19 protein-coding genes are annotated in these 22,675 nt (G+C 70.7%); 4 read left to right on the forward strand and 15 right to left on the reverse strand.

All coding sequences use genetic code 11. The annotated features are described in order from the left end of the window. Window positions 1–98: 98 nt before the first annotated feature. On the reverse strand, window positions 99–1,490 hold the full coding sequence (locus VKT83_12280) for a mercuric reductase (protein HLY23232.1): 1,392 nt from the start codon (window positions 1,488–1,490) through the stop codon (window positions 99–101). Window positions 1,491–1,616: 126 nt separating this feature from the next. Here VKT83_12280 and VKT83_12285 point away from each other — a divergent pair, with 126 nt between their 5' ends. Beyond that, window positions 1,617–2,705 (forward strand): isocitrate/isopropylmalate family dehydrogenase, encoded by a 1,089-nt coding sequence (locus VKT83_12285; protein HLY23233.1) that lies wholly within the window; start codon window positions 1,617–1,619, stop codon window positions 2,703–2,705. 2 nt (window positions 2,706–2,707) lie between these two features. Here the strand turns inward: VKT83_12285 and VKT83_12290 are convergent, their stop codons facing one another. Continuing rightward, window positions 2,708–3,559 carry a helix-turn-helix domain-containing protein gene (locus tag VKT83_12290; protein HLY23234.1) on the reverse strand — a complete coding sequence of 284 codons (852 nt, stop codon included), beginning with the start codon at window positions 3,557–3,559 and terminating at the stop codon, window positions 2,708–2,710. A gap of 91 nt (window positions 3,560–3,650) precedes the next feature. Between VKT83_12290 and VKT83_12295 the strand changes: the two genes are divergently transcribed. Next, a complete protein-coding gene (locus VKT83_12295) occupies window positions 3,651–4,082 on the forward strand; it encodes a glyoxalase superfamily protein (protein ID HLY23235.1) in 432 nt (143 codons plus the stop codon). A gap of 90 nt (window positions 4,083–4,172) precedes the next feature. Next, the gene (locus tag VKT83_12300) at window positions 4,173–4,868 is read left to right on the forward strand and encodes a peroxiredoxin-like family protein (GenBank protein HLY23236.1); all 696 of its coding nucleotides are present in this window, start codon (window positions 4,173–4,175) and stop codon (window positions 4,866–4,868) included. 37 nt (window positions 4,869–4,905) lie between these two features. On the opposite strand, the gene VKT83_12305 is transcribed toward VKT83_12300, so the two are convergent. Continuing rightward, a complete protein-coding gene (locus tag VKT83_12305) occupies window positions 4,906–6,654 on the reverse strand; it encodes a M28 family peptidase (protein ID HLY23237.1) in 1,749 nt (582 codons plus the stop codon). A 195-nt stretch (window positions 6,655–6,849) separates the two neighbouring features. Here VKT83_12305 and VKT83_12310 point away from each other — a divergent pair, with 195 nt between their 5' ends. Next, complete coding sequence (locus VKT83_12310) at window positions 6,850–8,520, forward strand: M28 family peptidase (protein ID HLY23238.1); 1,671 nt, start codon at window positions 6,850–6,852, stop codon at window positions 8,518–8,520. 18 nt (window positions 8,521–8,538) lie between these two features. Here VKT83_12310 and VKT83_12315 read toward each other — a convergent pair whose 3' ends face one another. From VKT83_12315 to VKT83_12370, 12 genes are all read right to left on the reverse strand, one after another. Then, window positions 8,539–9,684 carry a benzoate/H(+) symporter BenE family transporter gene (locus tag VKT83_12315; GenBank protein ID HLY23239.1) on the reverse strand — a complete coding sequence of 382 codons (1,146 nt, stop codon included), beginning with the start codon at window positions 9,682–9,684 and terminating at the stop codon, window positions 8,539–8,541. Window positions 9,685–9,736: 52 nt separating this feature from the next. Next, window positions 9,737–10,639 (reverse strand): ABC transporter permease, encoded by a 903-nt coding sequence (locus VKT83_12320; protein HLY23240.1) that lies wholly within the window; start codon window positions 10,637–10,639, stop codon window positions 9,737–9,739. Then, window positions 10,632–11,552, reverse strand: coding sequence for an ABC transporter permease (locus VKT83_12325; GenBank protein HLY23241.1), 921 nt, complete (start codon window positions 11,550–11,552; stop codon window positions 10,632–10,634). The genes VKT83_12320 and VKT83_12325 overlap by 8 nt, the downstream gene beginning before the upstream one ends. Window positions 11,553–11,570: 18 nt before the next feature. Beyond that, window positions 11,571–13,202 (reverse strand): ABC transporter substrate-binding protein, encoded by a 1,632-nt coding sequence (locus tag VKT83_12330; protein ID HLY23242.1) that lies wholly within the window; start codon window positions 13,200–13,202, stop codon window positions 11,571–11,573. A gap of 19 nt (window positions 13,203–13,221) precedes the next feature. After that, window positions 13,222–14,823, reverse strand: a complete 1,602-nt coding sequence (locus VKT83_12335; GenBank protein ID HLY23243.1) for a thiamine pyrophosphate-binding protein — start codon at window positions 14,821–14,823, stop codon at window positions 13,222–13,224. Window positions 14,824–15,008: 185 nt separating this feature from the next. Then, window positions 15,009–16,226, reverse strand: a complete 1,218-nt coding sequence (locus tag VKT83_12340; protein HLY23244.1) for an ABC transporter permease — start codon at window positions 16,224–16,226, stop codon at window positions 15,009–15,011. Beyond that, the gene (locus tag VKT83_12345) at window positions 16,223–17,014 is read right to left on the reverse strand and encodes an ABC transporter ATP-binding protein (GenBank protein HLY23245.1); all 792 of its coding nucleotides are present in this window, start codon (window positions 17,012–17,014) and stop codon (window positions 16,223–16,225) included. Before VKT83_12345 ends, VKT83_12340 begins: the two co-directional genes overlap by 4 nt. Beyond that, window positions 17,014–18,648, reverse strand: coding sequence for an efflux RND transporter periplasmic adaptor subunit (locus tag VKT83_12350; GenBank protein HLY23246.1), 1,635 nt, complete (start codon window positions 18,646–18,648; stop codon window positions 17,014–17,016). Before VKT83_12350 ends, VKT83_12345 begins: the two co-directional genes overlap by 1 nt. Further along, window positions 18,645–20,087 carry a TolC family protein gene (locus VKT83_12355; protein HLY23247.1) on the reverse strand — a complete coding sequence of 481 codons (1,443 nt, stop codon included), beginning with the start codon at window positions 20,085–20,087 and terminating at the stop codon, window positions 18,645–18,647. The genes VKT83_12350 and VKT83_12355 overlap by 4 nt, the downstream gene beginning before the upstream one ends. After that, window positions 20,084–21,271, reverse strand: a complete 1,188-nt coding sequence (locus tag VKT83_12360) for a HAMP domain-containing sensor histidine kinase (GenBank protein HLY23248.1) — start codon at window positions 21,269–21,271, stop codon at window positions 20,084–20,086. Before VKT83_12360 ends, VKT83_12355 begins: the two co-directional genes overlap by 4 nt. Beyond that, the gene (locus VKT83_12365) at window positions 21,264–22,007 is read right to left on the reverse strand and encodes a response regulator transcription factor (protein ID HLY23249.1); all 744 of its coding nucleotides are present in this window, start codon (window positions 22,005–22,007) and stop codon (window positions 21,264–21,266) included. The genes VKT83_12360 and VKT83_12365 overlap by 8 nt, the downstream gene beginning before the upstream one ends. Then, window positions 22,004–22,477, reverse strand: a complete 474-nt coding sequence (locus VKT83_12370) for an SHOCT domain-containing protein (GenBank protein HLY23250.1) — start codon at window positions 22,475–22,477, stop codon at window positions 22,004–22,006. Before VKT83_12370 ends, VKT83_12365 begins: the two co-directional genes overlap by 4 nt. Window positions 22,478–22,675 lie beyond the last annotated feature (198 nt).

A 22,675-nucleotide genomic window follows, 5' to 3' on the forward strand; every position in this document is an offset into this window, starting at 1 on the left:
TCCTGAAGTAACGCCCGCCTCAAGCATTCGCCGGGAAGAGGCGAATTCTTGGGGCCCCGGGGCGGTGCCGTCGCCCGCCCGGGGCGCGAGCGCCGCGCCTACTGGTCGAAGAGGTTGTTCAAGGACTCCGCGACCGTGGGATGCGCAATCGCCGCGTCCCGCAGCGCCGTATACGGCAGCCGGCCCATCATCGCCGCCTGGACGACGGTCATCACCTCGCCGCCCATCACCCCGAGGATCGCGCAGCCGAGGATCTGCCCCGACCCGGCGTCGACGACCGCCTTCATGAGCCCGCGCGTCTCGTCCATTTCGATCGCCCGGGCCGCGCTCTTCATCGGCATCGTGAACACCCGCACCGGCCGCCCCCGCCGGCGCGCCTCGGTTTCGGTGAGCCCGACCCGGCCGAGCTCGGGGTCCATGAACACGCAGAACGGAACGAGCCGGTTCGCGATGCTCGCTCCGCCGCCGTTGAGGAGGTTCGCCTGCACGACGCGGAAATCGTCGTAGGAGATGTGCGTGAACGCGGGCCCGCCTTTCGCGTCGCCGAGGCAGTAGACGCCCTTCACGCTCGTCTCCAGCCGGTCGTCGACCCGGACGAAGCCGCGCGGGTCGGCCTCGATCCCGGCCGCGGCGAGATTGAGCCGGTCGGTGTTGGGCGTGCGCCCCACGGCCACGAGAAGGTGCGAGCCGGTCAGCGTTCCCTCGGTGCCGCCGTGTTGCCGGACGGTCAGCCGGATCGCGCCCTCCGCGCCGCGCTCGACCCGGCACGCCTCGGCGCCCAGCAGGATGTCGATGCCGTCGTCGCGCAGGATCCCCTCCACCGCCTGCGCCACGTCCGGATCTTCGCGCGCGCACAACTGCCTGCCGCGCTGCACGAGCGACACACGGCTGCCGAAGCGCCGGAACATCTGGCCGAACTCGATGCCGATGTATCCGCCGCCCAGTATCAGCAGGTGATCCGGCACGGCGTCGACCTCCATCATCGAGGTCGAGTCGAGCGCCGGCACGCCGTCCAGTCCGGGCAGCGACGGCCGGGACGGCCGCGCGCCGGGGTTGAGGAAGATGAGATCGCCGGAGAGCGCGCGGGTCCCGCCGTCCCGCAGCGCCACGTCGATCTCGTGCGGCCCGGTGAAACGGGCTTCGCCCCGGATGAGTTCCAACGCGGCGAGCTTCGCCAGCCCCCGCTCGCTGCCGCCGCGAAACTTCTCCACCACCCCCCGCTTGCGTTCGCGGACCTTCGTCATGTCCACGGACACCGGGCCGGTGCGCACGCCGTAGTCGGCGCCGCGGCGGGCGAGATACGCGACCCGCGCGCTCGCAACCATCGTCTTCGTCGGCGTGCAGCCCTCGTTGACGCAGGTGCCCCCGACGTGCTCGCGTTCGACCAGCGCCGTGCGGCGCCCGGCGCCGGCGAGCGCCCGCGCGAGCGGGGTGCCGGCCTGACCGGATCCGATCACGATCGCGTCGTAGTGGGCCGCGGCGGGTACCATGCGGACCTCCTTGGACCGGCGGATGCTCCCGGCCGGCTTTGATTTGGCGGTGGCTCGGCCCGAGGCGGCCGGCGTCGGGGTTCTTTTTCCCGGGAACCGCCCGTCCTGCCGTTGAACCACCCGCCCGTGGCTCCCAGATCAACGGCGCACACGGTTGCCCTCATCGAGGGCGACGGCATCGGACCGGAGATCGTCGCGGCGGCCCTGCCGGTGCTCGAGGCCGCGGCGGATCGGGACGGCGCGCGCCTCGAATGGCGGCGTCTCGACGCGGGCACGCGCGCGTATGCCCGGACCGGGCGCAGCGTTCCTCCCGACGTGCTCGAGGCGTGCCGCGGCGTGCGCGCGATGCTGAAAGGCCCCGCCGGATTGCCCGGCGTGCGCCACGCGGACGGCACCGAGGCCGGAACCGTCGCGGGGCCGCTGCGCAAGGCGTTTACGTTGTTCGCCAACGTCCGGCCGGTGCGGCGGGTTCCCGGCGTTTCGGCGATCGCGGCCGGCGGCACGGATTACGTGATCGTCCGGGAGAACACCGAGGGCGCGTACGCGACCCGCGGCGCCGGCGAGCTCACCGGCGACGGGGTCGAGGACCGCATTCGGATCACGCGCGAGGGGACGACACGGGTCGCCCGCCTCGCGTTCGAGCTCGCGCGCCACCGTGCCGCGGCGCGGGCGGTGTCGCCCGCGGGGACCGGCGGCAGCGCCGCGGCGCGCGTCACGTGCTGCGACAAGGCCAACGTGCTGCGGTCGTTCGCGTTTTTCCGGCAAGTGGCCGGCGAGGTCGCGGAGCAGTACCCCGACGTGGCCTTCGATGCCGTGTACGCCGACGCCGCCGCGGCGGCGATCGTCGATCAATCGCGGCGGTTCGACGTGCTGCTGGCGGAGAATCTGATCGGCGACATCCTCAGCGACGTCGCGGCCGCCACGATCGGCGGTCTCGGCTTCTGCCCCGCCGCCAACCTCGGGGAGCGCCACGGCCTGTTCGAGCCGGTCCACGGCTCGGCGCCGGACATCGCCGGCACCGACCGCGCCAATCCCGCGGCGATGCTCCTCGCGGGCGCGATGATGCTGGAATGGCTCGGGCTGCCGGCGGCGGCGGACAGCGTCCGGCGCGCGGTGGACCGTGCGGTTGCCGCCGGCGTCCTCGGCCTCGAGGCCGACGGACGGGTGGCCTCCACTCGCGGCGCAGGACGGGCCGTGCTCGACGCCCTCTCCTAGTCTCAGTCGGAACGAGGAACCGGCTGAAAGCCGACCTCGCTCACGTCCCGCATCGCCTTGCGCCACAGCGTATCGAATCCGCCCGCCAGGCTGCCGGCGAGGTCGCGATCCCGCACCAGGAGCGACGCGAAGCGCCCTTCCGGGACAAACGGATGGTCCAGCGGCAAGACCACCGTTTCGTCGTCCACGACGTGAAACGGATGGCCGAGCTCGCCGGAGTAGCGCACGCCGGTGAGATGCCGGATCTCCCCCCGGTGGCGCCGGAGGAACTCGATCAACACCGGCGCGCTCTGATAGGAAAACCCGAACACGACTCGATGCTCGATCTTCCGCTCGGCCGCGTTGCGCGCGATGCGCCGCAGGATCGGGAAGCCCGTCGCCACCGCCTGATCGATCGCCGCGAGGTCGCCCCGCTCCATGTACGAGAGGATGCGCGTGGCGGCGCTCGCGAGATGCACGAGATGCCGCCGCGCGTGGCTCTCCATGCCGAGCGCGAGATCGACGAACGTCTGCCGGCCGCGGAGGCGCGCGGGAAGGGCCGCCAGCGTCCGCCGCAGGCCCTCGGTCCCGTGCGCAAAGCGCTCCGCCCGCTCGCGGGCCAGCTCTACCGTCCGGTCGACGACGGCGTCGGCGGGGAGGGCCGCGTACTGCTTGGGACGCGTGGGCTGGACCTGGACGAGGCCGAGTTCCGCGAGTTTCTCCATCGCCCGGTAGATCTTCGACGAGGCGATGTCGCCCTCGCGGCACAGCGTCGCCGCATCGGCAACGCCCAGCGCCATCAGCGCGGCAAGGGCGGAGCGCTCGTCGCGCGAGAGGTTGAGCTCCTCGAGAAGGTCCAAGTCGGGCAGCCGCATTGCTCATTTTCTACTACAAAAAGTAGTTGAAACGCAATCCCCGCCGGCCTTAAGATCGAGCCGTAAACCGCATCGCCAAGGAGGCGCGACAATGGCCAAGCAAGCGGCCAAGACCGTGATGCCGATTATCGCCGTCGATTCCATCGACGAGCTGCATGACTTCTACACCGAGAAGCTCGGATTCAAGCGCGTCATGGGGGTGGTTGGAAAAGACGGACAGTTTGACTTCGTCTCGTACGATCTCGCCGGGGCGCAGATCACGTTCACGCGGACGCGCGAGCCGATGGACGCGACGAGTCCGTCCGCCGGCAAACGTTCTGTGGAGATCTACCTCGAGGTGGACGACGTCGACGCCTATCATCGCACCGTCACGCAGCACGGTGTGAAGGTGACGAATCCGCTCACCACCCAGTGGTGGGGCGACCGGACCTTCAAGGTCATCGACCCGTACGGCTATCAGATCTGGTTCCACCAGAAGCAGGTAGCTGAGATGAAGCCGCCCGTGGGCGCCAAGCTCGTCTAGCACAGAGGGGGACACGCGTACGCACCAAGTTCACCGACTCGAACAGTCGGCGGACGAAGCCGTCACGTAAGAACAACCGAGGAGGCAATCATGAACAACAATGTCAGCGCCACCAGCTTGAGGGATCGCATCGCGGAATTCACCACCAACCTGGCGAAGGACGCGCCACCAGAGGTGATTGCCACGCTCGGTACGGAGTTGAGGAGGCTCGCCGAGTCCGGCATCGCTAAGGGCGCGCTGCAGGTCGGCGCGAAAGCTCCCGATTTCTTGCTGCCTGAGACGCGTGGAGGCACGGTGAGCTTGTCCTCGCTACTCGCGAAGGGACCGACGGTTGTCACTTTCTACCGGGGAGGGTGGTGTCCGTTCTGCGATCTCCAGCTTCGCGCATACCAGCGGGTGCTCCCTGAGATCCACCGACTAGGCGCTGAGCTCGTCGCTATCTCCCCGCAGACCGCCGACTACGCGATCGCCGACGTTGAGAAGAAGCAGCTCGACTTCCTTGTACTCAGCGACGCACACAATGCAGTCGCGCGCCGGTACGGCCTCGTCTTCGTGCTCAGCGACGCGTTGAAGGGGCTGCAGACCGCGTTCGGCAACCCGATTCCGAAGTTCAATGGTGATGAGTCCTGGGAGCTTCCAATGCCGGGCACGTTCGTGCTGGATCGAGGCGGCGTCGTGCAGCTCGCCCACGTCGATCCCGACTATACGCGGCGGCTCGAGCCTGCAGCGATTCTCGCCGCTGTTCGTGGAGCGCGATCGCGGATGACTGACGGGACCTACGCATGAGCCTGAATAGACGCGGCGGCCGTGCGGCGGGCGGCCCCTATCGCCGCGCCAACGCCTCTGCGACTCCGGCGGCCAGCCCCGCCCCTTCCCGGAGCGCCGCCCGCACGCGGTTGCACTCCCGCAGCAGCTGCGCTTTCAAGAATCCGTAGTCGCGGGTGCCGGCGAGCGAGGCGAGGGCGCCGGCGGCACTGAGGCCCGGCAGCACGTACCGGCCGCTCGCCCGCATGATCGGCGACCACTCCGCCGGGTCGTGGAAGAACCGGCCGCGGCGGCTGTACACGACCGGGTTCATGATGCGGCTGAGGCGCAGGAGCGCGGCGTTGAGACGGCGCGCCGCCGTGGGATCCGTGGCGCTGGTCCGCCTCTCGTCCAGGCTTCGCGACGCCGCGATGAACGCGTCGGCGTCCGCGACGAGCGGACCCAGATCGAGATGCGAGGCGAGCGACGGCTGGAGCTCCACGGCCGCCTTCCGGATCTCCTCGCCGGTGTCGCCGGGCGCGAGCGGCAGGACGCGCGCGTTCACGAGCTCCCCCACCGCGGTCACGCCGATCCTCGTGTCGGTCGCGAGAATCCCGGTGTCCGCCTTGTCGAGCGTGTCGAAGTCGGTGTGCCACCACCACGCGTTCGCGGCGCCACCCGTCCACGGGCGGAAGTCGGGGTGGTCCTCCGGTAGAAACGGATAGATCGAAAACGACGAGACCCCGTTCGGCAGGAACGACTGGTCGGCCGCGCGCGCCGGCCGATGCGCCGGGGGATCGGCGACGCCCGTGGTGCGGGTGATGATCTGCTTCGCAAACCGCTCGAGGTCGGCCGTCGTGTTGCGGGCGACGTAGCGCGTCGCGCCGCGCACGCCGGGCGAGTCGACGTTGTAGTAGGCGAGGCATCGCTCGGCGAGGTCGAAAAAGCGCGTGTCGGCGTACCACGTCGACCCGCTGTACCGGCCGTGCGAGTGCCCCGGCCACCAGCAGACACGCACGCCGCGCGCGAGCGCGGCGCGATGATCCCACAAAGCCCGCGCCATCTCCAGTAGGCACGCGTCGCCCGTCGCGTTGTCCGTGATGCCGGCGTTCCAGGAACAGTAGTGCGCGCCGACCAGCACAAACTGGCCGGGGTCGGCGCCGCCCGCCCCCGTTCCCGGAATCGCCGCCTCCGGCAGCAGCGAGCGCAGCCATTCCGTCTTCACCTCGGCGACGATCCGCACCCGGACCGGCCCGCCGCGATCGAGAAGGCCGCGCAGCGTCCGCCCGCCCTCGACGTCGACGGAGATCGCGGGGCATTGGGGCAGCCGGTCCGCCTGATCGAGATCGGGCGTGCCCCAGATCGTCGTCCCAATCATGTTGTGGATGACGCGGTCCTGGTTCGTAAACACGACCGCGGCGCATCCGGCGCGGCTCGCCCTCAGCACCGTCACCGGCGTGGCGAGCCCGCCAACGAGCGCGGCCCGGCCGGCCCCGCGCTCGACCTGGCCGTCCGCGATGTCGGTCAGGTCGGCGACGATCCCGTCCGGTCCGGTGGATCGCGCGAACGAATGCGTCAGGCACGGCAGCGTGAGCCGCTCCGGCTCGAGCACCTCGAGCGTCGCGCGGATCGGGTAACTGAGGAACGCGTCGAACTCGTGGACCTCGACCGGCACGCCGGCGCCGTGAAGCCGGTCGGCGATGTATTCGGCCGCCCGCCGCTCGCCGGGTCCGGCGGTGTCCCGGCGCACGCCCGCAAACCACTCGAGATGACTCGCCAGCCGCTCCGGACTGACCGCCGCCACCGCCGTTTCCAAGGGATTCGCCAAGATCGCCACCTCCGCCGTGCGCGCCGCGGTCGACCATGGCCGCCGCGCGGTATGCTCTCGCCGACCTTCCCTGCAGTTCGAAGCGCGCAGGACGCGCCCCTGGTGGCCGCGAGGGCGGCGCCCGGTGCGGGTCGAAGAGCGTTTTCGCCGAACTCACCCGAACGCGGGGGGAGATTTCGCGCGAGGAGGCGCACCGTGGTTCCGCTCAATGCTGTGTCGCAGGACCATCTCACCGAGTTCAACCGCACGATCGCCAAATGGACGCGGCTGTCGGGCTCGCGAGACGAACGCGAGGCGGCCGCGTACGTCGAAGACCGGCTGCGGTCGTTCGGCTACGCCGCGCAGACGATCGTCCACGACGCCTACATCAGTCTGCCGGGCGCCGCCTCGCTGCGCGTCACGAAGCCGGAGCCGCGCGACCTTCCGTGCATCACTCACTCCATGGGCATCCCCACCGGCGGGCGCGCCGTGTCCGCCGAACTCGTCTACGCGGGCAAAGGCACCCCGGAAGAGTACGCGAAAGCGGGCGCCGCCGGCAAGATCGCGCTCGTGGAAGGCCGGGCGACGCCGGCGCACGCGGTCAACGCCACGCGGGCCGGCGTGCTCGGCATCATCTGTATCAGCGGCCGGCACGCCCACGAGATGTGCTGCTCGCCGGTCTGGGGCAATCCGGCCGAGAGCACCAAAGACGCTCTGCCGCGCGTGCATCTCCTGTCGGTGCCCAAGGCGGACGGCGAAGCCCTGCGCGCCTTGTGCGCGCGCGGCCGCGTGGACGTGGCGTTCACCGCGGAGGTCGAGACGGGGTGGACGAAGACGCCGATCGTGATCGGCGACCTCGCCGCGGGTCATCCGGACGCGGACGGAACGTTCGTCCTGTTCTCAGGCCACCTTGACGGCTGGTACCTCGGCGCGATGGACAACGGCAGCGCCAACGCCGCCATGCTTGAAGTCGCCCGCGTCCTAGCGCCGCGCAGAGAGTCGCTCCGGCGCGGGCTGCGGCTCGCCTTCTGGTCCGGACACTCGCACGGCCGCTACTCGTCGTCGGCCTGGTACGCCGACGCCCACTGGTCGGAGCTCGCCGAGCGCTGCGTCTGCCACGTCAACGTCGATTCGCTCGGCAGCATCGACGCCGACACCTTCGCGACCAACTCGATGCCGGAGACGGCGCCCCTCGGCATCTGGGCGGTGCAGGAGGCCGCGGGCGGGACGCTCGACGCCAAGCGCGTCGGCCGCAACTCCGACCAGTCGTTCCTCGGCGCCGGGATCCCGTCGCTGCTCGGCTCGGTGTCGCACCAGGTGGACGGCAGCCTGGGATGGTGGTGGCACACGCCGCACGACACGCTTGACAAGATCGACCCGGCGCGGCTCGTCCGGGACACCAGGATCTTCGCGCTGGCGATCTCGCGGCTGCTCGAAGATCCGGTAGTGCCGCTCGACTACGGGGCCGCGGCCCGCGACCTGACGCAGAGCCTCGACGAGCTGCAGGCGGCGGGACGCGACTTCGACCTCGGTCCGGCGCGCTCGGCCGCCGGCCGGCTCGACGAACTGTGCGCCCGCCTCGCCCGCGCGGCGGCCGGGGTCACCGGCGGGGCGCCGGCCCGGCACATCAACGCGTGCCTGCGCCGCGTGGGCCGGGCGCTGATCCCGGCGACCTACACGTCGACCGGGCCGTACGCGCACGACCCGGCGCTCGAGACGCCGTTCCTGCCGCGCCTGGCCGCCGTTCGCCGGCTCGCGGCGCTGCCCGCGGACGGCGACGAGGCGAAATTTCTGCGCGTCGACCTCGTACGCGGCCGCAACGCGGTCACCGCCGCGATCGAGGAAGCGTGCCGGCATGTGGAGGCCTGCCTCGAACGGTTGGGATAATCCGCGTCGTAACCGGTGCTACCCTCCGGCCGGCCCGCGGGCGTTGAGCGCCGCCAATTGCTGTCGCTCGAGCACGGCCGACGCGGCCGTGCCGATCGCGAGCGACCAGAAGAGCGGACCGATCCCAAAATACGAGAGATGGGACACCGCCACCGCGAACGCGAACAGCGGCCCAAGCACGAGCGGCCCCCGCAGCGCGTCCTGCAGCGTTGAGCTGAGCGCGCCGATCAGCGCGAGGCCCGCGAGCGCGAGCAATACCGGGAGCGGCACGACGCGCAGCAGATCCGCGGCGACCCCGGCGAGGGCGGCGATGACGAGGAAGCCCGCACCCGAGAAGTACACCGACCAGTGGCGCACGTCGTGGTCGCCCGCGTCCGGTCCCGCGGTCGGCGCGGCGAGAAACGATGCCATGCAAAACGGCGTGAACCCGAAGAACGAACCGGCCACCGAGGCGGCGCCCGTGATCATGTCGATCGCGCGCAGCGATGCCGGAAAGCGCTGGCTTCTGATGTAGACAACCGACGCGAGATTGGCCGAGGTGCTCATCAGGACGGCCAGCACCGGCGCAAACGCCACCACCGCCGTCCATGAGAACGCGGGCGGCGCGGCCTGCAGCGCCGGCGCCACCCACCGGAACCGGCTGAGGCTCAGCATGCCGGTGAGGCTCGCCGCCGCCGCCCCGACGACGACCGCGGGCAGGATGGCCGGTATCCGCGGCGGCAGGAGCCGGCGGCCGAGGACGTAGGCGAGGAAGGCGCTTCCAACGACGGCGGGGGCGGTTCCCGCCTCGGTGAACATACCCGCCACGTACGGCAGGATCGCCCCGGCCACCATCGCCATGACGATCGGGGCCGGGACCCATCGCGCGACGCGCTCGCTGAGGCCGACGGCGCCGAGCAGGAAGACGAGCAGCCCCGCGATGAGCGAGGCTCCGCGGAGCTCGGCGTAGGCGGCATGTCCGACGAGCGTCGCCGCGGCCACGGTTCCGAGGGTGCTGTAGGCGGCCAGCAGCGGCTGCCGGTACCACCACGTCAGGAGCAGACTCAGCACGCCGGGTCCGCCGTACAGCACGGCGATCCACGATGTGGTCGCCGCTCCGGAGACGCCGAACAGCCGCGCAACGGTCAGCGGAAAGCTCAGCGCCGCGATGGCGAAGATGGTCACGGGCAGCGCCATCGTGAGCGGCGGAATTAGGCGCGACAGCGGCCGCGGCAACCTACAGCTCTCTCGGGTCCAGCGCGTCGCGCACGGCGTCCCCCACCACGTTGAACGCCAGCGTCACGACGAGAATCGCCATCCCTGGAATGACGACCAGCTGGGGGCTGCTGGTGATGTAGTTCCGGCCGACGCTCAGCATCGCGCCCCACTCCGCGGTCGGCGGCTGGACGCCCAGCCCGAGGAAGCTGAGGCCCGACGCCGTCAGGATCGCGGTGGCGAGGCGCAGCGTCGATTGGACGATGAGCGGCGAGAGGATGTTCGGAAAGATGTGCCGCGCCATGATCGTCCGCTCCGCTGCCCCAAGCGCCTGCGCCGCCTGCACGTACACCTCCTGCCGCGCCAGCAGCGTCGAGCCGCGCGCGATCCGCGCGAACGGCGGAATCGAGTTGATGCCGATCGCGACGATCACGTTGCCCATGCCGACGCCGAGCGCCGCGATCACGGCCACCGCGAGCAGAAACCCCGGAATCGCGAGCAGGACGTCCATCGCGCGCATGATCACGGTGCCGCCGGCGCCGCCGTAGTATCCGGCGACGATGCCGAGCGCGGAACCGGCGGCAAAAGCGAGCGCCACGGCGCCGAGCGTAATCAGCAGCGTGTTGCGTCCGCCCCACAGGAGGCGGCTTGCGATGTCGCGGCCGAGCTCGTCGGTACCGAGCGGATGCGTCCACGAGGGCGGTGCGTCGGGGTTGGCGACGTCGACGAGGTTGGGCGGATGCGGCGAGAGCCAGGGCGCGGCCGCGGAGAGGCCCACGGCGAGAAGCAGCACGGCCAGTCCCGCCACCGCCACCCGCCGGCGCGAGAACTGCTTCGCGGCGCGCCTCCACGGGCTCGCCGGAGCCGCAGCCGCCGGCGCGGCGGGCGCGCGCGCAACGGTTCCACGGGCCGCCCGCTCAGTCAAAGCGGATCCTCGGGTCGAGGTACGCGTAGAGGAGATCGACCGCGAGGTTCACGGCGATGAAGGTGACCGAAAACAGCATGACGGTGGCCTGCACGACGGCGATGTCCCGCGTGCGAATCGCGTCCACGACGAGGCGGCCGAGGCCCGGACGCGCGAACACCGTCTCGGTCAGCACCGTCCCGGCGAGGAGATACCCGAGCTGAAGCCCGAGCACCGTGACGATCGGGATGACCGCGTTCCGGAAGGCGTGCCGCATCACGAGCGTGCCGCGGGCGACGCCTTTGGCCAGCGCGGTGCGCAGGTAGTCCTGCCGCAGCACGTCCAGCATGGCCGCGCGGGCCTGGCGCGCCACCGTCGCGGCGGACGCGGCGCCCAGGGTCAGCGCCGGCAGGATCAGCTGCGCCGCCGTGCCGGCCCCGGTGCTCGGCAGCCACCGCAGCGACACCGAGAACAGCATCATCAACATGAGGCCGAGCCAGAAGATCGGAACGGAGATGCCGAGCGCCGTGGCGAGCGACGTCACGGCGTCCCACGTCGAGTGCTGGTGGGTGGCGGCCGTGATGCCCGCCGCGAGCCCGACCGCGACCGCCAACGCCATGGCGGCGACGGCAAGTTCGGCGGTCGGCCGGACCCGGGTTGCGATCTCATAGGTGACCGGCCGCCGGGTGACCGCGGACCGGCCGAGATCGAACCGCACAAAGCGCTCCAGCCACCGCGCGTACTGGACGTACACGGGCCGATCCAGGCCGAGTACCTCGCGGATCGCCCGGACGTCCGCGGCGCTCGCGTCCGGCCCGGCCATCACCAGCGCGGCGTCGCCCGGGATCGCCTTGAGAATGCCGAAGACGATGAGCGAGACGCCCAGCAGCACCGGGACGGCCCACAAGAGGCGCTCCGCGATGTGGCGGAGCATCGCGCCCGGCGGCGACCCTCAGCGCTGCAGCCGGCCGGGCACGAAGTCGCCGGTCGGCAGCACGGTGAAGCCGGACACCCCGCTGCGCGCGCCCCAGATGTTGACCAGCTGCAGCAGAAAGATGATCGGCTGGTCCTCCCAGACGAGACGCTGGGCCTCCTTCAGGATCGGCAGGCGCGCCGCCGGATCGAACGTGCGCCGCTCGGCCGCGATCAGCGCGTCAACCTTCGGATTCGCGTAGCCGGTCCGCTGCTGCGTCGCGGGGACGTTCGTCGCCGCGGAGTCGTACATCCGGTAGAGATGGTAATCGATGTACGGGCTGCCTTTGAGAAGGCACGTGGCCGTGCCGGGGCGGGTATCCGGATCGGACGAGCTGAACGCGAGCAGGTCTGCAAAGGCCATTTCGCGGATCGTCATCTGCACGCCGATGTTGGCCCAATAGCCCTGGACGGCCTGGACCACCTGCGCGTCGCCCGCCCACCGGCCGCTGGTAAGGTTGACGGTGACGCGCATCCCCGAACCGTAGCCGGCCTCGGCGAGCATCCGCTTCGCGCGCTCGGGATCGTAGCGGAGCGGCGGAAAATCAACGCTGCCCCACAGGCCGGGCACCCCGGGGCTGTTCAGCGGCCGGGCGAAGCCCTTCATGATCCCCTTGATGATCGCGTCCTTGTCGATCGCCACGTTGAGGGCCTGACGGACGCGCACGTCGGAGAACGGCGGCTTGGTGTCGGCGGTCTCGAGCTCCGCGATCGTCTGGCTCGGCGTGGCGCGCACGGTGAGCCCCGGCGTCTGCCGGAGCCCCGGCACGTCCGCGGGCGGCAGGTTCAGCACCGCGTCCGCCTCGCCCGTCTTCAGCACGACCACCCGGGCGGCGGGCTCGGGAATCGGACGGTAGACAAAGCGCCGCACGCGAGGCTTCGGCCCCCAGTAGTCGGGGGTGGCCTCCGCGGAGACGTGATCGTTCGGCACCCACTCCTCGAACGTGAAGGGGCCGGTCCCAACCGGATGCCGCCCGAAATCCTGCCCGTACCGGCGCACCGCCGCCGGGCTGATGATCTTCGCCGAGACGTCGGCCATCAACAGCGGAAAATCCGGGTTGGGTGGATCGGTGGTGAAGCGCACGGTGCGGTCGTCGACCGCGGCGACGTCTTTGATCAACAGATAGTTGCCGCGCCGCGTCGCAGGCACGCTCTTGTCGAAGATCCGGTCGAACGTGGCGCGGACCGATTCGGCGGTGAGCGGCGTCCCGTCGTGGAACCTGACGCCCGGCCGCAGCGTGAACGTCCATGTCCGCCCGTCCGCGCTCGGTTTCCACGCGGTCGCGAGCGCCGGGACCACCTGCCCCTTGTCGTTCCAGGTGACCAGGCCGTCGTACATCGCGTTCATGATGGCCTGAAACGGCCCGGTGCCGACGGCCGGCTCGAGGCTGTTGGGCTCCGTGCCGTCGACGACCACAAACGTCTGCTCCCGCGGCACCGCGGCCGCCGCGGACGCCGACTCCGGCGATCGCAGAATGGCGAGCGGTCCCGCGCCGAGCGCCAGGGCGGCCGCGGCCGAACGCACCGCGCCCTCTTTCAGAAATGCCCGACGCCGCAGCACCGTCTTGCGCAGTACCTCCGGCCGCCCCCCGGCGGCCTCCGGTCGCTTCATCGCCGCCTCCCCATCCGTGTCAGCAATAGGTATCGTACTCCCGGCCGTCGACCGGCACGGCGATGACCGTGGGGCGCCCGGACCCGAGCGCCGTCCCGGCCGCACGGCGCAGGGCGTCCAGAGACTCGACGCGGACCCCCTCGATCCCGAAGCCCCGCGCGATCGTCTCGAACTGCGGCGCCGGAAAGTCGACGCCGTAGGGCTCGAAGCCGCGCCGGCGCTGGCCCACGCGGATCAAACTGAGACTGGCGTCCACGAAGCAGACGATCGTCACCGGCACCTCGTACTGGCGCAAAAACGTGAGGTTGTGGAGCATCATCAACAGCCCGCCGTCCCCCACCACGGAGAGCACCGGCCGGTCACGGAACTCCAGCTTCGCGGCGATTGCGGCCGGCACCCCGTAGCCCATACCGGAAAGACCGTTGGACATGAAAAACGTGTGGGGCTCGTAACTCTCCCAGAACTGGCCGCAGTAGTACTTGTGCGATCCGACGTCGCAGGTCAGCACGGTGTCGCGCGGCGCGGCGTCGCGCAGCGCGCGCATTGCCGCGAGCGGGCTGAGCCCCGCGCCGCCCGACGATGCAAGCGGCTCGGGCCGGATCCGCGCGCGGGCGGCCGCCAGCATCGGCTCGGGCCACCGGCGCAGACGGACCGCGCCCAGTGATGCGAGCGACTCCGCGATGTCTCCGAGCGGCTCGACCGGGCGGTACGCGCCCTCCGCGGTCGAGGCGCGCGACAGGTTGACGATGCGGCGGCCCACGTACCAGTCCTTGTCGCACTCCACCGGGTCGAAGCCCACGCCGAGCAGCACGTCGGCCTGCTCGACCGTCTCCATGACCGCCGCGTCGACGGCCATGCCGCCGACCACGCCGAGGAACCCGGGCGCGTCCTCGGGAAGCATCCCCTTCGCCTTCGGCGTCGCGATGAACGGCCATCCGGTGCGGTCGATGAATGCCCGCAGGGCGGGCGCGTCCTGTGGCGCGCAGCCGACGCCCACGACGACGAGCGGGCGCTCGGCACCGTCGAGCAGATCCCGGGCCTCGGCGAGCGCTCCCACCGAACCCCCCGCCGGCGCCGCCTGGGACTGCGCCGCGGGGAGATCAACCGGGGAGGCGCCGGGTTCGGCCGGCGCGGCCGCGAGGTTGCTCGGAAGGGCCAGGTGGATCGGGCCGGGCAGCGGGCTCACGGCGAGCGCGATCGCGCGGCGCACGAGATCGGCGGTCCCCCGCCCGTCCACCGCCGCGCTCGCCTTCGCGATCGCGCCGAACAGCCGGCCGAGCGGCAGACGCTGGTGCGGAAAGTGGGGCGCGAGCGCGGTCGAGAGGTCCGCGCTGATCGCGAGCACAGGAGACCGGTCGAGCAGCGCGTTCGACACGCCGAGGCCGAGGTTCATCGCCCCGGGCCCGAGCGTCGCCATGCACACGCCGGGACGGCCCGTGATCTGCCCGGTGACGTCGGCCATGAACGCGGCGCTGGCTTCGTGCCCGGTGAGGTAAAAGCGGATCCCCGCGCGGCGGCACGCCTCGATGAGGACGGTGATCTCGCCCCCGGGCAGCCCGAAAGCGTGGTCGATGCCGGCGTCCGCGAGAGCCCCGGCGATTGCCTCAGCGTTTGTGGCCATTCGTTCCTCCGCTGCCGCGGTCAGGGTGACCGTCCCGGCGCTGGTAATGGTGTCAATGGATGATTCTCGGCCGGAGCGACTCGCCCCCTGGCCGCCGCCGGGCCCCAAAAGCGAACGCCCGCCGGCTGTCCCGGCGGACGTTCTTCGCGAATGGCGGCGGAGCGCCGCGGGTGTTGGCGCGCCTCTTATTCGTACCGCAGCGCGACGATGGGGTCGAGGGCCGCGGCGCGCAGCGCCGGATAGTACCCGAAGACCACGCCCACCGCGAGCGACGACACGAAACCCATGATGACCGACATCGGCGAGATGAGCGTCGGCCAGTGCGCCATCACCGAGGCCCCCTGCGCCGTCGCGACCCCCATGATGATGCCGATGACGCCGCCGAGGCAGGCGAGGGTCAGCGCCTCGACGAGGAACTGCATCAGGATGTCATGCCCGCGCGCGCCGACCGCCATGCGCAGGCCGATCTCGCGCGTGCGCTCGGTCACGGACACCAGCATGATGTTCATGATGCCGATGCCGCCGACGACGAGCGAGACGACCGCGATACCGGCGAGGAGCAGCGCCTGGGTCTGTGAGGTGGCGAGCCGGACCTGCTGGATGTCGGCGATGTTCCGGACCGAGAAGTCGTCGGGCTGGACCGCCGTGAGGTGATGGCGCAGCCGCAGCAGCCGCTCTGTCGCGTCGATCACCCCCGGCACGTCTTCCGGGGTGGCCGCAGACACGAGAATCTGTCCGACGTAAGCCTGGCCCGTCAGCCGGTCGAGAAGCGTGGTGATCGGCACCATCACGAAATCGTCCTGGTCGCGGCCGAAGCCGGACTGCCCCTTCGAGGTCATCACGCCGAGCACGCGGAACGGCACGTTCTTGATGACGACCGTCTGGCCGACCGGCGAACCGCTCGGGAACAGGTTCTGCGCGACGGTCGAGCCGAGAACCGCGACCTTGGCCTCCTGGTCGACCTCCGCCTGCGTGTAAAACCGCCCGGACGCCACGTCCCAATTGCGCACGGTGGTCCACGACGGCGTACTGCCCTGGATCTGCGTAAACCAGTTGTCGCCGCCCGCGACGACCTGTGCGTTCGTCTGCGACTGCGGCGCCGCCGCGCCCACGGACGGCACTTCGGCCGCGATCGCCGTCGCGTCGGCGAGCTTCAGCGTCGTCCGGCTGCCGCCGCCGAGGTTGACGCCGCCCTGGCTGGTGGCGCCGGGAATCACGACCACGAGGTTGGCGCCGAGACTCTCGATCTGCGCGAGCACCGCGGCCTGCGCGCCGGAGCCGATCGCCATGGACGTGATCACGGCCCCAACGCCGATGATGATGCCGAGCATCGTCAAGAGCGACCGGGTGGCGTTGCGCCGAAGCGCCTGCCAGGCGACGCGGAACAACAGGCCGAGACTCATACGCGCACCTCCTGCCGCACCGCCGCGTGCGTCTGGTCGACGGCCGCGCGGACCGCTTCCGGCACCGCATCCGCCACGCCCTGGTCGGAAAGCACCAGACCGTCGCGGAATGTCACCACCCGCTTCGACCACGCCGCCACGTTCATGTCGTGAGTCACCACGAGCACCGTCAGGCCCTGCTGGTCGTTGAGACGCCGGAATAGGGTCATGATCTCGGCGCTGCTCTTACTGTCGAGGTTCCCGGTCGGTTCGTCCGCCATCAGGAGCGGCACGCCGTTCGCGAGCGCGCGGGCAATCGCGACGCGCTGCTGTTGCCCGCCGGAGAGTTCGCTCGGCTTGTGATCGAGCCGGTTGCCCAACCCGACACTCTCCAGCAGTTCCTTGGCCCGCGCCGTCCGTGTCTCGCGGGCGATCCCGGCGTAGAGCATCGGCAGCTCCACGTTCTCGAGCGCGGACGTCCGCGCCAGCAGGTTGAAGCTCTGAAAGACGAACCCGATCTGGCGGCTGCGCACGATCGCGAGCTCGTCGGCCGAAAGGCGCGAGACCTCCTGGCCGGCCAGCCGGTACGAGCCCGACGTCGGACGGTCCAGGCAGCCCAGCAGGTGCATGAACGTCGACTTTCCGGACCCCGACGGGCCCATGATCGCGACGAACTCGCCCCGGCGCACGTCGAGGTTCACGCCCCGGAGCGCGTGCACAGCCATGTCGCCGGTCCCATACACCTTCGTCATGTCACGGACTTCGATCAGCAGGTCCGACTTGGTTTCCGGTGTCCGCCGGATCGCCATCACGGAGTGCCTGCCGGCGTCGTGCCCCGGCCGCCGCCGGTCGTCCCACCGCCCGTCGTCCCGCCGCCGGTCGTCCCACCGCCCGTCGTCCCGCCACCCGTGGTCCCGGCACCCCCCTGGCCCCCGCTGGCGCCGCCTTGGCCGCCGCGCTGGCCGGGCCTGCGGTTGCCGCGCAGGGCGGCGACGATTACCTGCTCGCCCTCCTGAAGACCCGACCTCACCTCGACGTTCTTGTTGTCGGACGCGCCGATGACGATGCGGACCGGCGCCGGCTGGCCGTTGCGCAGCACCCACACGGTCACGGTCGACCCGGGCGCGCCTGCCACCGGTGCGCTGCCCGCGCCGCCACCCCCACCACCGCCGCCGGGACCGCCGAACCCGCCGCCGCCGAGCGGCCCGCCCGAAGGCGCGCCGCCTCCTCCCGCCGACGTCGGCCGCGCGCCCTGCTGAAGCGGACGGAACAGGAGTGCCTGGAGGGGGACGGCGAGCACGTGCGTGCGCGTCGACGTATTGATGATCACCTGCGCCGTCATGCCGGGGAAGAGCCGCCCGGAATCGTCGTGGACGGCGACCACCGCGTCATAGGTGACGACGTTGGAAACGATCGTCGGATTGACCCGCACCTGCTGGACGGTGCCGTTGAAGGTCACGTTGGGATAGGCGGTCACCGTGATCACCGCGCTGTTGCCCTGCTTCACGCTGCCGACGTCGGCCTCGTCGACCGACGTATCCACCTGCATATCGGTGAGGTTCGTCGCGATGGTGAAGAGCGTCGGTGTCGATAGAGACGCGGCGACGGTCTGCCCGACGCTGACGTTGCGCGCCATCACGACGCCGTCGACCGGACTTGTGATGATGGTTCGCGACAGGTTGTACTGCGCCGTCTGCAGCTGCGCGGACGAGGCGGTGACCTGGTGCGATGACGCCGCCGCCTGCGCGGAGGAGGTTTGGACCGCCTGCTGGGCGCCCCGCACTTGGGAGAGGTTCGAGGCCACCTGCGCCTGCGCCACGCCGATCGCGGCCTGCGCCGCGGCGTAGTCGTCCTGGGCCGCCTGCGCCGCCGTCTGGTCCGTGTCCATCTGGCTCTGCGAGATGTAGCCCTGCCCGAGCAGCGACGCGTCGCGCTTCACCGTGGTTTGCGCGAGGGCGAGTTGGCTCCGCGCCTTCGTCGCGCCGGCCTGGGCGTTGCGGAGGTTGGCCAGCGACTGCTGGTAGTTCGCCTGCGCGGTCTGCACCGCCACCTGTGCCTGCTGCATGCTGCTCGCCGACGCGGCCGCGGTCGACTGGGTGGCCGCCAGCGCCGCGCTCTGCTGCTCCACCGCGGCCTGGAACGACGTCGGATCGAGGGTCGCCAGCACCTGGCCCTTCTTGATGCGCGAGTTATAGTCGACGCCGAGCGTGGCGATCGTGCCGGACACCTGCGTGCCGACCTGAATCTGGTCAACCGGGTTCACGGTGCCGGTCTCGGTCACCGTCGAGGAAATGTCCGCGTACTGCACGGGGCGGGTGATGTAGCGCACCGCGGTCCGGCGCTGGCCGAGACGCTGCACCGTCACGATGCCGCCCGCGGCGAGCGCCGCGACCACGGCCAGCGCGATCGTCCGGCGGACGGTGAACCAACCTAGGAACTTCATGGAGTGCCTCCCCCGGCGCTGGCCACGATGGGCGCGCCCTCGGCATGCTGCAGCGTCGCCAGCGCGGATTCATAACTGTACTGGGCGGATGCGGCGTTGACGTCGGCCTGCGCCGCCGTCGTCTGTGCCTGGATCACCGCGATGATCGTGCCGACCCCCGCACGGTACTGGCCCTGCGTCACGGCTAGCGCCTGGTCGGCGGCCGCCTTGGCGGCCTGCGTCGCCGTCACGTTCGCGGCCGCCTGGACCGCCGAGAGGTACGCCTGGTACGCGTCCTGGCGAATCGCGAGAATCTGCGAGGCGAGCGACGCCTGCGCGCTTTTCAGGGACGCCTGGCCCCCCGCGATCTGCGCGCGGCCCCGGCCCGCGTCGAAAAGCGGCAGGCTGATCGTGCCCGTCAGGCCGTACGACGAAGTATTGTTGAGCGCCGGCTCGGTGCTGTACGGCGTGAAGCCGGCGCCGAGTCCGATGTTGACTTGGGGACCGGCGTTCACGTACGCGATGTCGAGTCCGGCCTGCGCGGACTGCACCGCCGCGTTCGCCTTCGCGATTTCGGGCCGGTTCGCGAGCGCCGCGGCGATAACCTGATCCGACGTCACGGTAACCTGGGGCGCCGGGGGGGTGGGAGTCGCCACTTCGATCGGCGTCGTCGTGTCGATCCCCATCGTGCTGGCCAGGTTGGCCTTGGCGGTCAGGATCTGCGCGTCCGAGTTGAGCGCCGCGACCTGGGCCTGAGCGACCTGGGCCTGCGCCTGGATCACGTCGGCCTGCGGCGCCACGCCGGCGCGCACCTGCGCCTGGACCAGTGCCAGCTGTGCCTGCGCCTGCGTCAGCACCTGCTGGTTGGCGGCGGCGACCCCTTCATTGCTGAGGACCGTGAAGAACTGCGTAGCCGCCTGGAGGGCGAGGTCCTGCTCCGTTTGCCGCAGGGCCGCCTCGGCCGACGCGACGCCCGCCTGCGCCGATTCGACGAGCGCCTTGGTGCGGCCGTTGTCGAATACGGTGACCGTGCCGGCGACCGTGGTGGTCCCGGTCGCGGTCACGTTCCCGAGCGGCGCCGACGCGAAGTTGGCGTTCGATGAGTTGGTGGTACCGAGCCCGCCGTTCGCGTTGAGCGACACGGTCGGCGCGTAGCCGGCGCGGGCCAGGATCAGGCCTTGCTGCGCCGCCTCGAGCGTCTGTTGGGAGGCCACAACCTGCGGGTTGTGGGTCAAGGCCGTCTGCACGGCCTGCGCCAGCGTAAACGTCTGGACCGTCGAGCCCGGCTGCCCGGTCGACGGGACGGGCGCAGCGGGCGGCGGAGCGACCGGCGGCGGGCTCCCCGGCGGTGCCGGAGGAGCCTGCGCGAACGCCGCGCCGGGCCGAGGCGCCGCAAACGTCGCCGCGCTCAGCGAGAGCGCGATGACGATCACGGCGACCTGACGGACCAGTCCGTTCATACCATGGCCTCCTGAGCCTTGGCGGCTTCCTGCCGCCGCGGGAACGTGACCGTGAACGTGCTGCCCCTGCCGACGGCGCTCTCGACGGCCACCCGGCCGCCGTGCGCCTCCACGAGCGACTTGACGATGGCGAGCCCGAGCCCGGTGCCGCCGCTGCTGCGCGCGCGAGATTGATCGGCGCGGTAAAAGTGTCTGAAGATGTACGGCAGATCGGCCGCGGCGACCCCGATACCGGTGTCCGACACGGCGAGCCGCACGTCGGCCTCGTCCGCCTGCATCGACACGTGGATCTCGCCGCCCGCCGGCGTATACCGCACCGCGTTCTCGACTAAATTCTGCACGATCTGCCGGAGGCGGTCCGGATCCGCGTCGATCCGCGGCAGCCCCTTGAGAATATCGGCCTGCAGGACGACACTCCGTTCGTCCGCGAGCGGCGCGAGCGCTTCGAGTGTCTCCCGCACGACCGGCCCGGCGTCGATCGGCTGGACGTTGAGCTGCAGCTGCCCCGCCTGCGCCAACGAGAGATCGCGCAGGTCGGTGATCAGACGCGCGAGCAGCAGCGACTGGCTGTGCAGCGTGGTGATCCGCTCCGGCGTCGCTTCCAACACGTGATCCAGCATGCCCTCGAGGGTGCCTTGAATCACCGAGAGCGGAGTGCGCAGCTCGTGCGCGACCCCGGCAAACAGCCTGCGGCGCTGCTCCTCGTCCGCCGCGAGCCGTTCCGTCATTTTATTGAAGGCGCGCGCGAGCTCGGCGACCTCGTCCTGCCCCCGAACCGGCACCGGCGGCGGAGTTCCTCCCCGCGCGATCACCCGCGCCGCCGACGTCAGATCGGTGATGGGACGCACCAGCCGGTGCGTGAGCCACAGCGTGAGCAGCAGGCCGAGCAGAACCGCGATGCCTGTGCCGCCCCAGATCGCGTTGCGAAACCGGCTTTCGAACAGAATCTCGCGCGCGCCGAGCGGCGGACGCCGCCGCTCGGGCTGCGACGCGACGTTGGCCGGCCGCTCCCCCGGACCCGGTGAGACCGAGCCCCCCGGCACCGGCGCAGGCGCCTCCCGCCGCTCCACGTACTGCCGGAACGTCTGGCGCGCCGTATACGAGCTGAACGTCGCGGAAAGCACGGTCGTCAGCACGGCAACCGCGATGACCGCGACGCTCAGCCGCGTCCCGAGACTACGCATGGGCGGCCTGCTGCCGCCGATCGTCCTCCGGACGCTGGAACTTGTAGCCGACCCCGTACACGGTAAGGATAAAGCGTGGGTTGCGGGGGTCATGTTCGATCTTGCTCCGAAGGTTTTTGATGTGCGCGTCCACCGTGCGCTCGTAGCCCTCGAAGGCGTGGCCGTGGACGCGGTCGATCAACTGCATGCGCGTGAACACCTGGTTCGGATGGCTCGCCAGCGTCTCGAGCATCCGGAACTCGGTGGGCGTGAGGTCGATCGGCCGCCCGGCCAGAGTGACCTGATGGCCGCGCAGATCGATGATCATCTCCCCGAGCCGGAGTACCTCGGGGGTCTCGTGGCTGCCCCTTCGAAGCACCGCGCGCACGCGCGCGACGACCTCGCGGGGGCTGAACGGTTTGGTGATGTAGTCGTCGGCGCCCAGCTCCAGGCCGAGGAGCTTGTCCGACTCCTCGTCCCGGGCCGTCAGCATGATGATCGGCGTGCGGGCGTGTTCGCGGATGCGCCGGCAGACCTCGCGGCCGTCGAGCTTCGGCAGCATCAGATCCAGGATCACGATGTCCGGGCGCACGCGATCGTGCTCCTTCAACGCGGCGTCCCCGTCGGCGGCCACGGTCACGCCAAAGCCTTCCCGCTCCAAATAGGTGCGGAGCAGCTCGACGATCTGCGGCTCGTCATCGACGACCAGCACGGTCGGCACGGCCTTCAGTCCCCTCGTATTGGCGGCGGCGTTCATGACAGGGCCACCAGCCGCTTCCGGTATTCTTCCTCGTTGATCTCGCCGCGCGCAAATCGCTCGCGCAGGACCTGCAGGGCGCCGTCCGGGCGGCCCCAGAGGGAGCGCAGCGTGATGACCTTCCAGGCGATCACGAGGAGCGCGATCAGGAGCAGAAACCTAAGAAGCGCGCCGAGCGCAAACACCGCCGCGCCGACCCGGGGGCGCCGGGCAAAGCCGCGCCGGCCACTATACATCATCCGCCCGGGACCGAACCGGGGCCCGTACCCGGGAGTGCCGGGACCGTACCCTGGAGTCCCCGGGTTTCCAGGCGTCCCGGGCGCCGGGGCGCCCTGGGCGTGTAACTGGGAAACCTGCTGGGCCAATGCCGCGGTGGTCGAAACGCCCGGCAGGGCCCCGCCGCCAAGTACGCCGACGAGCGCCACAACGCCTGCCACAGCCACGAGGGCCGCGAACCGCCGGTTTCGCATGTGCTGCCTCCTTGGTATTCCCACTATTAAATCGCTTACTTACCGCTGACTTAGCGGGTCTGATGTCCTCAATGTAGCCGGGCCGGATATGTGAATTGTGAAGGACTCATAGAATGATTGTGAACCCGGTTTCGGACCGTCCGGGGCGGCGGCGGCCCGCTCCCGGGGGACCGCCGGACGGCCGCAGCGAACTGTCGG

It is taken from the genome of bacterium, from assembly GCA_035308905.1.
Taxonomy (GTDB): Bacteria; Sysuimicrobiota; Sysuimicrobiia; order Sysuimicrobiales; family Segetimicrobiaceae; genus DASSJF01.

Bases quoted from the DNA above. Each gene is read 5' to 3' on its own strand.
- VKT83_12280 (HLY23232.1), bottom strand. From the start codon at position 1,490: ATGGTACCCGCCGCGGCCCACTACGACGCGATCGTGATCGGATCCGGT.
- VKT83_12290 (HLY23234.1), bottom strand. From the start codon at position 3,559: ATGCGGCTGCCCGACTTGGACCTTCTCGAGGAGCTCAACCTCTCGCGC.
- VKT83_12295 (HLY23235.1), top strand. From the start codon at position 3,651: ATGGCCAAGCAAGCGGCCAAGACCGTGATGCCGATTATCGCCGTCGAT.
- VKT83_12300 (HLY23236.1), top strand. From the start codon at position 4,173: ATGAACAACAATGTCAGCGCCACCAGCTTGAGGGATCGCATCGCGGAA.
- VKT83_12325 (HLY23241.1), bottom strand. From the start codon at position 11,552: ATGCTCCGCCACATCGCGGAGCGCCTCTTGTGGGCCGTCCCGGTGCTG.
- VKT83_12330 (HLY23242.1), bottom strand. From the start codon at position 13,202: ATGAAGCGACCGGAGGCCGCCGGGGGGCGGCCGGAGGTACTGCGCAAG.
- VKT83_12335 (HLY23243.1), bottom strand. From the start codon at position 14,823: ATGGCCACAAACGCTGAGGCAATCGCCGGGGCTCTCGCGGACGCCGGC.
- VKT83_12340 (HLY23244.1), bottom strand. From the start codon at position 16,226: ATGAGTCTCGGCCTGTTGTTCCGCGTCGCCTGGCAGGCGCTTCGGCGC.
- VKT83_12345 (HLY23245.1), bottom strand. From the start codon at position 17,014: ATGGCGATCCGGCGGACACCGGAAACCAAGTCGGACCTGCTGATCGAA.
- VKT83_12350 (HLY23246.1), bottom strand. From the start codon at position 18,648: ATGAAGTTCCTAGGTTGGTTCACCGTCCGCCGGACGATCGCGCTGGCC.
- VKT83_12355 (HLY23247.1), bottom strand. From the start codon at position 20,087: ATGAACGGACTGGTCCGTCAGGTCGCCGTGATCGTCATCGCGCTCTCG.
- VKT83_12360 (HLY23248.1), bottom strand. From the start codon at position 21,271: ATGCGTAGTCTCGGGACGCGGCTGAGCGTCGCGGTCATCGCGGTTGCC.
- VKT83_12365 (HLY23249.1), bottom strand. From the start codon at position 22,007: ATGAACGCCGCCGCCAATACGAGGGGACTGAAGGCCGTGCCGACCGTG.
- VKT83_12370 (HLY23250.1), bottom strand. From the start codon at position 22,477: ATGCGAAACCGGCGGTTCGCGGCCCTCGTGGCTGTGGCAGGCGTTGTG.